The organism is Duganella aquatilis, assembly GCF_009674565.1.
In the GTDB taxonomy this organism is placed as follows: Bacteria; Pseudomonadota; Gammaproteobacteria; order Burkholderiales; family Burkholderiaceae_D; genus Rugamonas; species Rugamonas aquatilis.
The window spans coordinates 1-13,616 of the sequence record NZ_WKJL01000022.1; the positions used below are offsets into that span (position 1 = coordinate 1).

Genomic DNA, 13,616 nt, shown 5'->3' on the forward strand with positions numbered 1-13,616 from the left:
TGGCTGCTGCGCGGCGCCGCCGCAGAGGCGCCGTTGAGCGCCGCCGCCGAACTGCCGCGCCGCGCCGCGCTGGCGCACGCCGTCTATACGCCCGAGGTGCGCCATCCGGTGGAAGTCGGCGTCGACCAGCAGGCGCATCTGGTGGCCTGGCTGTCGAAACGCCTGGGGGCGCCGCTCAAGCCGCCGCAACTGGGCGCCCAGGGCTATCAGCTGGAGGGAGGCAGGCTCCTGCCGGGCCAGAGCGGGCCGGTGGCGCAATTCATGTACCGCGACGCGGCCGGCACGCGCCTGACCTTATATGTGTCGACCGAGCAGCGGCACAACCACGACACCGGCTTCCGCTACGCGCAGGAAGGCGAGGTGGCGGTGTTTTACTGGATAGATGGCCAATTCGGCTACGCCCTGTCCGGCAACCTGGACAAGGCGGCGCTGGCCAGCCTGGCCAACGCCGTCTACGCCCAGCTGGAGCCGGGCGCGTGACAATCTCACACCTTAGGCGCGGGCCGGCTGGTTGATCTGGATCAGCCGCGAGCGCATGACGTCGGTGGCGGCCGGTCCCGGCGCGAACATATAGTCCTCGTCGTTGATGGCCAGGCCGCTGTTGGCGTCCACCAGCACCTGGTCGGCCGGCTTGCCGGTTTCGCGGCTCACCACCAGCAGGCTGGCCCCTTCCGGCGCCAGGTGGTCGTTGCCCCAAGCAACGAACGCCAGCAGCACCGGTTTGAAGTCGCGCCCCGCCTTGGTCAGCACGTATTCATAGCGCGGCGGACGGGCGCTGTACTGGCGGCGCTCCATCAGCCCGCCCTCGACCAGCCCGGCCAGGCGGCGGGTCAGCATGTTCGGCGCGATCTTCAGGCTCTTCTCGAATTCGTCAAACCGCGTCAGGCCGTAGAAGGCGTCACGCAGGATCAGGATACTCCACCACTCGCCTACTTTTCCCAGGCTGCGAGCAATCGGGCAAGGCATGCTGCCAAAGTCGGTATGTTTCATTTTGCTACTCCTCAATGTAAGGTTTTCAACAAAATCGTCAATGCGCGACGCCGTCAGACCGAGTGACTTGCATGTTCGATGCAAGAAAGTGTGACTTTTTTAGGTGATGGAACAGATGTGACAATGTGTGTATTTTCGATCTTCAATTTCGTCTCCTTTTCTACCCTCTGTTTTTGCTACTTTTCCCTATGAAAACCCCGGTATTTCGCCCTGCTTTTTTACTTCATAAATGGCGCAAAAAATCTCACTCAAAACTCTCCAAAAATCACTTTATTTCCACACGTAAATTTCTGTGTAAAATGTGAACATTCGAGAGATTGTTTTTACGGGATAAAATTCTTCCTGTAGATCAACGACTCAACCTTGTTGGCTACCCCAAAACGTAGCCAACCAACAAGGCTGCGCACCTCAACAACGTGTGTGAAAAATGAAAACTTTTACTAAAGCATTTGCCATCGTTCTGTTTAGCCTGCCACTGCTGGCCAGCGCCGCCGGGAAAATCTCGACCGCGTCCATGCAAGTCAGCTTCGAGGTGAAAGAGTCCTGCAGCGTGCAGACCTCGGCCGCAGCCTCCGCTGCCGCCACCAAAGCCACGCCGGCCGTCGCCTGCCAGCTGAAAAGCCCGTACGCCATGACCCGTACCCAGGCCACCGCCGCCAACAGCAGCACCTCCCAAGCCACCGCCATCCGCCAGGAAACCGCTGCCGGCGAATGGACCATCACCTTCTGATCGTCCTCCTGCTCAGAACTGCACCGTCGCTGTAATCGTGTCCTTGTAATCCCCCGGCGACGGCGTGGACTGCGAGGGCGCCAGACCGAACAAGGTCTGATTCTTGGTTGTACCATTTCCCGTCCCGCTCAAAATCACCGTGCTGCCCGTGCCGTCGCCCAGGCTGGGCCCGTCCAAGGTATTGGACAGCTGGTAATTAATCAATTCCATTGACGCCGGGTTCAGCATCTTGCGCGCACTCATGGTGCCGTTGCCGCCTCCCGAAAACGCAATCTTGTACGCCGTGTTGTTGCTGCACTGGACCGCCAGGTTGGCGGTGGTGCGCACCGCGCTGTTCAGCAGGCTGCTGTTGGGGAAGGCCAGGTTGCCCACATTGATATTGCAGTCATTGATCACCGTGGCCCTCACCTGGAACGGCATGGCCACCGAGGTGCCCAGCGTGCAGTCGCCCAGGCCGGTCAGGAAGAACATATAGCGGAACAGTACGCTGCCGCCGGAGAAGTCCGAGGTGAAGCTCAGGTTGTCCGGCCCCACATTCATGCTCGACAGCGTGGTGTCGGCGTTCAGCTTGGCATACAGGTTGACGTCCTGCGACAGCGAGCCGACGCCGCCGGTCTTGTTGAAGGTGAAGGTGATCAGGTTGGCGGAGGTGGTGGTGCCGGCCCAGCCGCCCCACACCTTGGCGGCGGAATAGCTGGCGTCGGTGTAAATATTGTAGTTGACCGTCTTGGCGCCGTTGGCGATCTGGCGCGGCACCGTCGCCGACGTCGAACTGTTGCCCGAACCGGCGCCCAGGTACAGGCAGACGGTGGCGTTGGGGAACAGCAGCCCGGCGGCAAAGCTGGTCCAGGTGCAGGTGACCTTGAAGTTGGCGCTGGCGTAGGCATCGGTGCTGCTGATCGAACTCACGGTGGGAAACACGATATCGCTTTGCGCCACCGAGCAACTGTCGGCACGCGCCTGTCCGCTGGCCAGCGCCAGCAGCAGTCCCAGTAAAGCCAGACAGTGGCGCAGGCTGATCATTGAATACTCCTGCAGACGAATGGGCCCATGGTGGCCAGGGCGTTGCCCTTGACCGGCGTGTAGCTGAACTCGGCCACGCAGGCCAGGCCGTTGACCGTGGCCTGCACGTGGTTGAGCGCTTGCAGATGGTCGACGAAGGCCATGCCGTCGAAGCCGACCACGCTGTCGCCGCCGCTCTCCAGATGCCTGACCGGCGTGCCCACCGGCAGCGGCTTGCCGTCGGCGTCGTGCAGCACCACGCTGGCCGCCTCGTAGGTTTCAACCGGGAAGCGCACCAGCACGCCGGACTGCCGCGCCGGCACCACCGTCTGGCTGGTGCTGGCGACGCGGGCGTCGAGCGGCAGGCGGGTGGTGTCGATGCCCAGCTGGTTTTGCAGATACGGGCTGAGGTTGGGCACCAGCAGGTAGCCGCTGCTGCTGGTGCGGCCGATCACCTGGTTTTCCTGCAGCACCGGAACGCCCGACACGCCGTCGGTGGACACCAGCGCGAAGCCGGCGCCGACCTGGCGCGCCGCGTGCACGCTGCCGTCCATCAGCACCAGCGCGCCGTTCAGGTCCAGCGAGGTGGTGCGGCTGGTGCCGGTGTCGAAGGTGTAGGCAGTGGCCTGGCCGTAGTTGCCCAGGTAGGTGACCTGCGCCTGACGCAACGGCGCGCCGTTGGTCTTGACCGATTGCAGGCCCCAGCCGAAACCGCCGCTGTAGTCGGCCGAGCGCGCCAATGTCGTGGTGGTGCTGCGCACGTCGTTCTGGCGGCTGCGGCTGACATTGGCCGAGATGCGGTCGCCGAAGCTGCCGCTGACGCTGAAGAATACGCCGCGCGCCTTCTCGTCGCGGAAATCGCGGAAGGCGCTGACGCTCAGGTACAGGCCGAGGCCCAGCGTGGCCGAATAATTCAGCGCCACCACCCGCGCCGGCGCCACCAGCGGCACGCGCTGGCTGATCGCGCTGATGCCCACGCCCTGGCCGCCGAACAGCGCCAGGTTGACATTGATGCGGTCGCTGGCGCGCACCACCGGCGCCCCTTCGGCGGTGCCGAGGTCGCTGTAATTGGCCGAGGCGCGCTGCGATTGCAGGTCCACGCTGAAGCGCGTGCTCAGGTATTGATAGCCGAGCACGGCCTGCGCGCCGCGGTGGTTGCTGTCGCCGCTGCCGCCGCCGCTGGCCGCCACCGAACCGGTGAGCACGCCGGCCTGGCCCATGCGCCACAGCATGCCGCCGCCGCCGTTGATCACGCTGCGGCCGGCCTCGCCGTGCGCTTCCAGGGTGAAGGTGTCGCTGAGGCCGCGCCGCAGCGAGGCGCTGACGGCCGGCGTGCGCGCATAGCTGAACGACTCGGTGGTGTAGTTGCGCCGCAGCACGCCGAGCTCGATCGAGTAGTCGGTCAGGCCGGTGGCCAGCAGCCGCGTGTCGACATACAGCGGCACCGTGGTGCTGACCGCGCGGCCGTTGGCGTCGCGCGTTACCAGCGTGGCCTGGCCGGCGCCGTTGATGCCGGCCACCTGGTTGATGACGAACGGTCCCGACGGCACCGCCGTATCGACCTGGCGCACGCCGTCCACATACAGGCTGACCGCGCTCGGCACCACCGCCGAACCGCCCAGCGAGGCGGCCGGAAAGGTCAGCAGGTCGGGCCGCAGGTCGAAGCTGCGGCGCCATTGCACGCCGCCCATGCGCAGCGAACGGGTCCAGGTCAGCGAGGAGGAGATCAAATCGCCCACCTGCCAGGTTTCCAGCGTGTCCGGATCGGAATGCACCCAGGCGCTGTCGAAGCGGATGAACTGGCGCAACTGGTTGCTGTAATTGAACACGCCGGTGCTGCTGAACACGCCGCCGGCGTTGAAGTAGCGCACCTCGTTGGAGATCGAGGTGCTGCGGTCCTGGCCCAGCCGCGTGTAGGCGTCGTAGTTGATGATGGCGCCCGGCGTGACGGTGGCGGCGCCGGGCTTGCGCACCGTGCGCGCCGAATAGGCGATCGGCGCCCGCAGCGCATCGTCGACGCGCAACGCGATGGTCTGGCGCGCCGGATCGTAGGTGTAGCTCAGGCCCTTGACCTGGTCGAGGTCGAACTCCTGCAGGCCCTCGACCCCGAACAGCTTGGGCTCAAGGTCGAGGTCGCGCAGGTTCTGCACGGAACTGCGCAGACCCGAGCTGCTGCCCCGGGTAAAACGCAATATCAGTCCTGTCGCTTCACCGTTCAAGCTTACCTCCAGAAAAAGCTCTTCGTCCTGCGGTGGCGGCGCCGCCGGCGTCTGCGCCAGCACGCCGCTCATGACCATCCACCATGTCAGCAGCAACCACCAGGGGAACCGGCGCCGCATGCCGGCTTAGTCCACCTTGGCCACGGTACTGGCGCTGGTCGGGCGGGAATTGATGTTGGCCTTGACCGCCAACGTCCCGTTCAGATCGGCGTCGCCAGACGTGGGGAGGCGCCATTCGCGCACCTTACCCGCCAGCACATAACCGAACAGGCCGGCGGCGATTTCAAACTGCTTGCCGGCCGCGTTGCTCAGTTCCAGCGCGCCGATCTGTGCGCGCTGGGTGCCGCTGTTGCGGACTCGCAACATCCAAAAACCATCCTTCTTGAACACCGTCCAGGCCAGCGACGGCGCCGCGCGCTCGTCGGCCGGCAGCACGAACATCGGCACCGAATAGCGCAGCCGGATGTCGACGCCGCTGGCAGGGCCGTTCTCGTCCTTGGGAATCTCGTCGATCAGGATGCGGTAGGTCAGCTCGGCGACCGGCAACTGCTCGCTACGCCGCACCAGGCGGATGATCTGGCTGGTTTTCGGCGCGATCTGGATGATGGGCGGGCTGGCCACCACATCCTGGGTCGGCGTCAGCACGTCGTCGCCGTCTTTCTGTTCCCACAGGAACACCCGCACCTGGCCGTACACCGGCGCTTCGCCCATGTTCTGCATGGTGATGCCGGTGGCGCCCTGGCCCGCGCGCAGATTGATCATCACCGGCGAAATCTGCAGGTTCGCCGCACGCACCGGCCCCGCCAGCGGCAATGCCAGCCAGATGGCGACCATCAGTCCTCCTATCCGTGCGCGCGTCCCAGTCATTGCACCTCCGGTTGCTTACCATCAACACTGGATGGGATTATTCATGATCTAAAAAAAGCCTGCTTTTGAAGGAAGAGACAACTGTTTTGCAAGCGTAGAAATCTATCAAAAATATTTAAAAGATAGGCATAATACGCAACACGGAGTGATAAAACTTTATCAACGAAGTTCCGGGGGACGCAATGCAGACCACCCTTGAAGGCAACCGAAGCAAGATCCTCATCGTGGACGATTCCGCGTTTGAGCAGCGCATGCTGGCAGATTTGCTGAGCGAGATGCCGTACAAAGTCTCGGTCGCTTTCAATGGTCTGCAAGGCTACCAACTGGCGCTGGCCAACCGCCCCGACCTGATCCTGCTCGACGTGCGCATGCCGAATATGGACGGCTACACCGCCTGCCGCCTGCTGAAGGCCAATCCGGTGACGCAGGATATTCCAGTGATCTTCCTCAGCGGCGCCGACGCCGACGACGACCGCATCCTCGGCCTGTCGATCGGCGGCGTCGACTTCGTCTCCAAGCCGTTTTCGCCCGGCGAGCTGACCGCGCGCATCCAGGTGCACCTGAACCTGGCGCGGCGCCAGCACGCGCAGCCGCCGCCCGCCAGCGCCGAGCCGGCCGAAGCGGAAGCCGAAAGCGACCCGGACGCGGTGCTGGTGAACGCCGTCAAGCGCCTGATCGCCGACAACCTGGCGGCGCTGCCGGGGCTGGCCGAGATCGCGCGCAGCGTCGGCACCTACCGCGAGAAGCTGTCGCAGGTGTTCCGCGAACAGACCGGCATGACGGTGTTCGGCTTTATCCGCGAGGAGCGCATCCGCCGCGGCGAGGAATTATTGAAGGACACCGATATCGACGTGCAGGACATCGCCCTGCTGATCGGCTTTAACAACGCCGGCAATTTCGCCACCGCCTTCCGCGAGCGCATGGGCGTCACGCCCACCGCCTACCGCCAGGCGATCCAGAAAAAATAATCAGGCCGTTTGCGCCCGCATCTGGCGGCGCCAGAAGAACCACGACGCCAGCGCGTTGAGCCAGTAGCCGGCGTACAGCGCGGCCGTCAGGTACAGGCCGCGGCTGGCGTACAGCGGCACCGAGACCGTGTTCACCAGCAGCCAGAACGGCCAGGTCTCCAGCCGCCGCCCCATCAGCAGCAGCTGCGCCACCACGCTGAACATCAGCACGGCGGAATCGATGAAGGGCGCGTAGGCGTTGGTGTAGGCCTGCAGCATCAGGCCGTAGGCGGCGGTGGCCAGCACGCCGATGCCGGCCATCCAGCCCAGCGCCGGCGCGCGCGCGCGGGTGATCGGCAGCGGTGCGCCGCCGGCGCCGCGCAGCCATTGCAGCCAGCCGATCAGGCAGGTGACGATGAAGAACAGTTGCAGCGCGACGTCGGCGTACAGGTTGACGCTGTAGAACAGCGCCGCGAACATCGCGCAGCCGACCACGCCCAGCCACCAGGAATGGATGCTGTTGCGCCCCGACAGCACGATGGAAACGGCCATGACGGCGTTGGCGGCGACTTCCAGTGGTGAGATCAACAGCAATCCTTGTGCGGTGAAGTGGGGTGGAAGGTATTCTCGTCCACCCTCGGCGCGAACGCAAGCGTCCGGCGGCGTTTATGCCAGCGCCACCTGCAGCTCGGCGATATTGATCGGCTTCACCAGGTGGGCGGCGAAACCGGCCTGGCGGCTGCGCGTCTTGTCGTTCTCCTGGCCGTAGCCGGACAGCGCCACCAGCTTGAGCGCGGCGCCGCCGGGCAGCTGGCGCAGGCGGCCGGCCAGTTCGAAGCCGTCCATGCCCGGCAGGCCGATGTCGAGGATGGCCACGTCCTGCATGCCGGCGGCGGCCAGCGCGATCGCCTGCACCGGATCGTAGGCCACCTCGGGACGATAACCGAGCGCACCGAGCAGCTCGCCGAGCGAATCGGCGGCGTCCTGGTTGTCGTCGACCACCAGAACCCGCAGGCCGCTGCCCTGGTCCGGCTTCTGCTCCGGCGCGCTGCCGGCCGATGCCGCCGGCGGCGCCGCCTCGACCGCCACCGAATCGGGCAGCGTGATGGTGAAGGTGCTGCCGCGTCCCTCGCCGGCGCTATAGGCGCTGACTTCGCCGCCATGCATCTGCACCAGGTTGCGCACCAGCGCCAGGCCGATGCCGAGACCGCCCTTGGCGCGGTCCAGCTGGCGGTTGCCCTGCACGAACAGATCGAAGATGTGCGGCAGCAGCTGCGGCGCAATGCCGTTGCCGTCGTCGGTGACCTGGATCTGCACCGTGCCACCCTTGATGCGCGTGGCCAGCGTGACATGGCCGCCGGCCGGCGTGTAGCGCGCCGCGTTGCTCAACAGATTGGACACCACCTGCGCCAGCCGCGCCGGATCGCCATGCCAGCGCACGGTGGGCACGTCGACCAGCAGCCGGTGCTGCTTCTGCTCCAGCAGCGGACTGGCCATTTCAATCGCCTTGTTCAGCACATCGGCCAGCGGCACGGTTTCCTTGCGCAGCTCGACCTTGCCGCTGGCGATGCGCGACACGTCCAGCAAGTCGTCCACCAGCCGCACCAGGTGGTCGACCTGGCGCTGGATCACTTCCTGCTCGTGCACGGTTTCGCTGTGGTCGCCGCTGCGCAGTTTCATCAGCTTGAGCGCGGTGACGATCGGCGCCAGCGGATTGCGCAGCTCGTGGCCCAGCATGGCCAGGAATTCATCCTTGATGCGCGACGACAGATTCAGGTCGGTGTTCAGGCGGTCGCTCTCGGCCATCGCCTGCGCCAGCGCGCGGTCGCTTTGCAGCCGGCTCAGCGTGGCGCACACGGTGGCGGTGAACTGTTCCAGGAACTGGCGGTAGGCGCCGTCCAGCGGCAGCCGCGGCGACAGGCGGAACGACAGCGCCAGCTCGTCGCACAATTGCAGCTCGGCGCCGCGCACGGTCAGCATGTCGGCCGGCGGATGGGCCATGGCCTCCTCGCCGATCAGCAGCAGCACCTCCAGCAGGTCGCCGGGATTGTCGCTGACCGAATGCGTGACGGCAGCGGCCACATCGTCTTCGCTGCGGCAGCCGAGCAGGCGGCGGGCCAGCAAATCCAGCGCGTGGCGGCGGCGCTCGGCCAGCACCTTGTCGGTGGTTTCGGTGCACACCACCAGCACGCCGCCAACCTGGTCCTGCTCGTCGAACACCGGCGTATAGGTGTAGCTCCAGAACACATCCTCGATGCGGCCGTTGCGCCAGATCGGCACCAGGCTGTCGGCATACCAGCGCGCTTCGCGGCCGTGGCGCACGGCGTCGATCTGCGGCCCGATGATGGGCCAGATCTCCGGCCAGCATTGCCGACCGGCCTGGCCCAGCGCGGCCGGATGCTTGCCGACGCCGAAGCACGGCACGTAGGCGTCGTTGTAGATCTGTATCAGCTCCTCGCCCCACCACAGGAACATCGGCTGCGCCGAATGCATGACGATGCTGACCGCCGCGCGCAGCGAACCAGGCCAGCTGGCAATCGGCCCCAGCGGCGTATGGTCCCAATCGTGGGCCTGGACGCGATCGCGCATGGGCGTGCCCGCGCCTATGCAGCGCGGCAGGCAGGCCGGCGCATCGGGAAAGGGCGTAAGGGACTGAGCCAACATAAATGCTTCCAGATCAGAAAGCCAAAGTGTAGCAACTGTATCGTACGGTGGCGCACAATACGCCGTCCCTGATTGCTTGCCGCTCAGTGCTCGCGCCAGTGATCGAGATTGCGCGGCTCGGCCAGCGGCGCGCCGTTGCGCTCGGTGCGGAAACGGGCCGAGGCGGCATACACCGCGCGCCGCACGCGCATGATGGAACCGATCGGCCGGAACGCGGCGATGCAGTGCCACGGATTGAACTGCATGCCGTCATCCACCAGCACCGACAGGCCATGCGTCCAGCCGGCCTGCGGCTCGGCCTTGATGCGGGCGACGGCAACCCAGGGCGCCGTCCACTCCACCGTGGAATCCTCGATCGGCATGGCCGCCAGGTCGGTGCACAGCTGCACGCGCAGCTCCCACTCGGCGCTGTGCTCGGTCATGAAATCGACCACCGCGCCGCGCAGGCCGTTGGGCTTGTGTTCCAGGTCCACCGGCTGGCCTTTCAGCGCCTGCAGTGCCGGCGACACCGGCGCCAGCGACAGCTTGGCCATGTAGCGGCCGTACAGGATGGGCGCGGCGGAGAAGAAGGTCTCGCCGAGGATATGCGTTTCCGGATGGCCGCCGAGACCCTTGAGCGCGGCGCTCTCGCCGCCCACCGCCTCCACCGCTTTTTCCACGCCGCGCAGCGCGGCCGACAGCGCCTTCTTCAAACCCGGCGCCTTGTCGGTGGTGGACGCCAGCAGCTTGACGCTGCCGAGGAACTGTTTGGCGCTCGGCGCCTGGAAGGTCGGCCCGTTGACCAGGACAAAGTCCTGGGTCGTGTCGCCCACGCCGTCCGGCAGACGCTCGCCCGGCACGCCGATGACCTTGACCGCCATGCCGCGCGGCGTCGACACCTTGTCGTCGAGCAGATCGCCCGGCGTGGTCGACAGCCGCATCACCACCGGCCAGGCGCCACCGGGATGGCCGAACAGGCCCTGGGCATAATCCGGCGGCACGTTGTCCAGGACGCGCAACTCGCCGCGCAGCAGGCCGTGGCTCTTGGCGTGGACGCCGCGCGGCGCGTGGCCGGTGTCCTTGTCGACGGTGTCGGCGATGCCGCGCATGGCGTCGGTCAGCCCGGCGATGGTGTCCGCCTCGCCCTCCTCCGGCACTTCGTAGGAAGGGTCGTAGGGCAGCGGCTGTACTAAATGTCTGGTGGGGAAATCCATGATGCTCCTCGGCGGTTGGCTCCCGCCATCATGGCTGCCGGCGCGCCGCGCGTCTGTGGCGTGTCGCACCTAGCAAAAAACGACAGTGCCATACAACCCTACAGGTCGCGGGCGCTGAGCGACAACGTCAGCGGATAAGCCACACCGTCCTGGATGAACGTGCCGCTGATGGCGGTGGCGCCGGCTTCCCCGCTGCCGCTGAAGGTGGCGACGCCGTCGCCCACCGCCAGGCTGAAGGTCACCAGATGGTCGGCGGTCTTCACCCTGGTCGGCGCGTCGGCGACGTGCAGCGCCGGAATATCGGTCGTGTAGGTGCTGCTGGCTCCCGTGGTCAGCACGTGCAGCAGGATTTCCGTATCCGGCTTGATCCTGCCGCGCCACAGCTGGCGTTTGACCGGCGCCGTCAGCACCGCCACGCCGGCATTGGTCTTCCAGCCCGTGCCCTGGTATTCCATGTAGTTCGCCGTGCGCTGCGCCTGCTGCTGGCCGAAAAGCTCGGCGACGATGTGCAGCGACAGATCCATGCCGGAGCTCAGTCCGCCGGCCGTGTAGGTGTGCGGATCGGCCTGCACAAAGCGCACTTCGCGCACCAGTTTGACGTCCGGGAATTCTTCGGCGAAGTTACCCAGGTACCAGTGGTGCGTGGTCGCGGACTTGCCGTTCAATAGCCCTGCCCGTGCCAGCTGGAAAGCGCCGGTGCAGACCGACAGCACCGTCTTGCCGTCCGCGTGCTGGCGTTTGAGCCATTCGCGCAGTTCCGGGCCGCCCGACTGCGCACCGACCACCACGATATCCGGCGCCGGCGCATCGGAAAAACCGTAGTCCGGCGTGATGGTCATGCCGGGCCGGCCGCTGCCGGTGGTGTGCAGCGGCGTTTTCGACGGCGCCACCGTGTACAGCTCGAACGGCATGGTCTCCTTGTCGTCATCGAGCATGGTGTCCTGGAACACCTCCCATGATCCGGCGATGTCCATCACATTCGCGCCTTCGTTGATCACGAAGGCTACCTTGATGGTTGCGGCGTTGGCGCCGGCCAGCATCAGCATGGCCAGCAAAAAGGCTGTCACATATTTCATCGTCATTTTCCTGAAGCGTGGAGGATGCACCAGTGTCGCCGCTGACGGGCCGCAGCCGCCAGCGCGCCGGCTGCAGGCGGGCGGCGTTTCGCTGCATTTTTTGCCCGGCCGCGCGATTCTCGTTTATCGTGAGCGCATGAAAACTCTTCCTACACGGTTCTGGGTGGCGGCGGTCTGGTTCGGCCTGGCGCTGTTCGACGCCACGCAGAACGTCTTCCTGATGCGCACGGCCGGCATGCATCACGCCTGGGTGCAGCTGTTCGTCTTCCGTTTTCTGTATTGGCTGGTCTGGGCGCTGGCCACGCCGATGGTGCTACAACAAGGCATGCGCTGCGCCGCGCGCCAGACCGGCGGCTGGCGTCTGCTCGGCGTTCATCTGGCGGCGTGCCTGGCGATCGGCGTGGTTTCGGCAGTGTGGTCGGCAACGCTGGAATACCTGCTGGAGCCGTGGATGACGGCGTCGCGTCCCGCCTGGACGGTGCTGTGGTATCAGCATTTTGTTGGCGGTGTGCTGAGCGATCTGGTGCTGTATGCCACCGCGTTCGCCATCGGCTACGGCCTGCACGCGCGCGAGCGGCTGTTATTGGAGCAGGCGGAGCGCATCAAGGCGCAGCTGGATGGACTGCGGCGGCAGATCGAGCCGCACTTCCTGTTCAACACCCTGAACACCGTCACCGGCCTGGTACGCGAGCACCGCAACGAAGCGGCGGTCGACACCATCGCCGGCCTGAGCGAACTGCTGCGCCGCATGCTGGACGACCCGGACCGCAACCTGATATCGCTGGGCGAGGAGCTGGCCTTCCTCGACAAATACTTCGCGATCCAGAAGATGCGCTTTGGCGAACGCCTGCAATACAGCGTGCAGGCGCCGCCATCGCTGATGTCCGCCAGCATACCGAGCCTGCTGTTGCAGCCGCTGGTGGAGAACGGCTTCAAACACGGCCTGGCGCAGCGCGCGCAGGGCGGCACGATCCGGCTGGCCATCAGCGCCGCCGGCGGCATGCTGGATATCCGCATCTACAACGACGGCCCGGCGCTGCCGACGGGTGACGCGCCGGAGCGCAGCGGCATCGGCTGGTCCAATGTGCGCGAGCGCTTGCGTGGTCTGTACGGCGACCGCCACACGCTGGCGATGCACAACCGCGACAACGGCGTTGAAGTGCACATCGCCATTCCATTGAGCGCAACATGAAAATCCAGGCCCTGATCGTCGATGACGAAGCGCCGGCGCGCAGCAACCTGAAAGCGCTGCTGCGCCAGCATGCCGACATCGAACTGGTGGCCGAATGCGAAAGCGGCGCCAGCGCGCTGGCCGCCATCCGCGCCACCAGGCCGGACCTGCTGTTCCTCGACATCCAGATGCCCGAGTGCGACGGCTTCGACGTGCTGGAAATGCTGGGCAGCGATGCGCCGGCCGCCGTGATCTTCGTCACCGCCTACGACCAGCATGCGCTGCGCGCCTTTGAAGTCGGCGCGCTCGACTACCTGCTGAAGCCTTTCAGCGATGCGCGCTTCAACGCCACGCTGACGCGCGCGCGGGAACGCCTGCAACGCGCACAGCAGCCGCCTGCGCGCCTGGTGCTGAAGAGCGCCGGCCAGGTATTGTTCCTGCCTGTCGCCGACATCGACTGGATCGGCGCGGCCGACTACTACGCCTCGCTGCATGTCGGCGCGCAGACGCACCTGCTGCGCCGCAGCCTGGCCGATCTGGAACAGGATCTGGACCCGGCCACCTTCTGCCGCATCCATCGCTCCACCATCATCAACCTGGCCAGGTTGCAGTCGATCGAACTGGGCGAGGACGGCGAACAGGAAGCCGTGCTGACAACGGGCGTCCGCATGCGCGTCAGCCGCAGCTACCGCAAAGCGCTGATGGATCGCGTTACCTGATCACCCGCGCTACGAGGGCGGCGCCAGCGGCGGCGCGC

13 protein-coding genes are annotated in these 13,616 nt (G+C 65.8%); 5 read left to right on the forward strand and 8 right to left on the reverse strand.

What is annotated here, in order from left to right; genetic code table 11:
- A partial coding sequence (locus GJ698_RS30545) for an anti-sigma factor family protein (protein ID WP_166454935.1) occupies positions 1-480 on the forward strand: 480 nt, incomplete at its 5' end.
- Positions 481-492: 12 nt separating this feature from the next.
- Here the strand turns inward: GJ698_RS30545 and GJ698_RS23310 are convergent.
- Entirely contained in the window at positions 493-990 is a 498-nt protein-coding gene (locus GJ698_RS23310; protein ID WP_154360261.1) for a winged helix-turn-helix transcriptional regulator, read from the reverse strand.
- 427 nt (positions 991-1,417) lie between these two features.
- Between GJ698_RS23310 and GJ698_RS23315 the strand changes: the two genes are divergently transcribed.
- Positions 1,418-1,720 (forward strand): hypothetical protein, encoded by a 303-nt coding sequence (locus tag GJ698_RS23315; RefSeq protein ID WP_154360262.1) that lies wholly within the window; start codon positions 1,418-1,420, stop codon positions 1,718-1,720.
- 12 nt (positions 1,721-1,732) lie between these two features.
- Here GJ698_RS23315 and GJ698_RS23320 read toward each other — a convergent pair whose 3' ends face one another.
- The 3 genes from GJ698_RS23320 to GJ698_RS23330 are packed head-to-tail and all read right to left on the reverse strand — an operon-like array spanning position 1,733 to position 5,775.
- Positions 1,733-2,743, reverse strand: a complete 1,011-nt coding sequence (locus GJ698_RS23320) for a Csu type fimbrial protein (RefSeq protein WP_154360263.1) — start codon at positions 2,741-2,743, stop codon at positions 1,733-1,735.
- A complete protein-coding gene (locus GJ698_RS23325) occupies positions 2,740-5,061 on the reverse strand; it encodes a fimbria/pilus outer membrane usher protein (RefSeq protein WP_154360264.1) in 2,322 nt (773 codons plus the stop codon). Before GJ698_RS23325 ends, GJ698_RS23320 begins: the two co-directional genes overlap by 4 nt.
- A gap of 6 nt (positions 5,062-5,067) precedes the next feature.
- Positions 5,068-5,775 (reverse strand): fimbrial biogenesis chaperone, encoded by a 708-nt coding sequence (locus tag GJ698_RS23330; protein WP_229260138.1) that lies wholly within the window; start codon positions 5,773-5,775, stop codon positions 5,068-5,070.
- Between the two features lie 215 nt (positions 5,776-5,990).
- Here GJ698_RS23330 and GJ698_RS23335 point away from each other — a divergent pair, with 215 nt between their 5' ends.
- Positions 5,991-6,776 carry a response regulator transcription factor gene (locus GJ698_RS23335; RefSeq protein WP_154360266.1) on the forward strand — a complete coding sequence of 262 codons (786 nt, stop codon included), beginning with the start codon at positions 5,991-5,993 and terminating at the stop codon, positions 6,774-6,776.
- Here GJ698_RS23335 and pnuC read toward each other — a convergent pair whose 3' ends face one another.
- The 4 genes from pnuC to GJ698_RS23355 form a co-directional block, all read right to left on the reverse strand.
- Complete coding sequence (gene pnuC, locus GJ698_RS23340; RefSeq protein ID WP_154360267.1) at positions 6,777-7,343, reverse strand: nicotinamide riboside transporter PnuC; 567 nt, start codon at positions 7,341-7,343, stop codon at positions 6,777-6,779.
- 78 nt (positions 7,344-7,421) lie between these two features.
- Complete coding sequence (locus tag GJ698_RS23345) at positions 7,422-9,344, reverse strand: hybrid sensor histidine kinase/response regulator (protein ID WP_166454936.1); 1,923 nt, start codon at positions 9,342-9,344, stop codon at positions 7,422-7,424.
- A gap of 158 nt (positions 9,345-9,502) precedes the next feature.
- Positions 9,503-10,612 (reverse strand): catalase family protein, encoded by a 1,110-nt coding sequence (locus GJ698_RS23350; RefSeq protein WP_154360269.1) that lies wholly within the window; start codon positions 10,610-10,612, stop codon positions 9,503-9,505.
- Positions 10,613-10,710: 98 nt separating this feature from the next.
- Positions 10,711-11,688: a DJ-1/PfpI family protein gene (locus GJ698_RS23355; RefSeq protein WP_166454937.1), complete on the reverse strand. Its 978-nt coding sequence runs from the start codon at positions 11,686-11,688 to the stop codon at positions 10,711-10,713.
- Between the two features lie 136 nt (positions 11,689-11,824).
- Here GJ698_RS23355 and GJ698_RS23360 point away from each other — a divergent pair, with 136 nt between their 5' ends.
- Together GJ698_RS23360 and GJ698_RS23365 are read left to right on the forward strand one after the other, a co-directional pair.
- A complete protein-coding gene (locus tag GJ698_RS23360; RefSeq protein ID WP_154360271.1) occupies positions 11,825-12,880 on the forward strand; it encodes a sensor histidine kinase in 1,056 nt (351 codons plus the stop codon).
- Positions 12,877-13,578, forward strand: a complete 702-nt coding sequence (locus tag GJ698_RS23365; protein ID WP_154360272.1) for a LytR/AlgR family response regulator transcription factor — start codon at positions 12,877-12,879, stop codon at positions 13,576-13,578. Before GJ698_RS23360 ends, GJ698_RS23365 begins: the two co-directional genes overlap by 4 nt.
- The last annotated feature ends 38 nt before the right edge of the window (positions 13,579-13,616 follow it).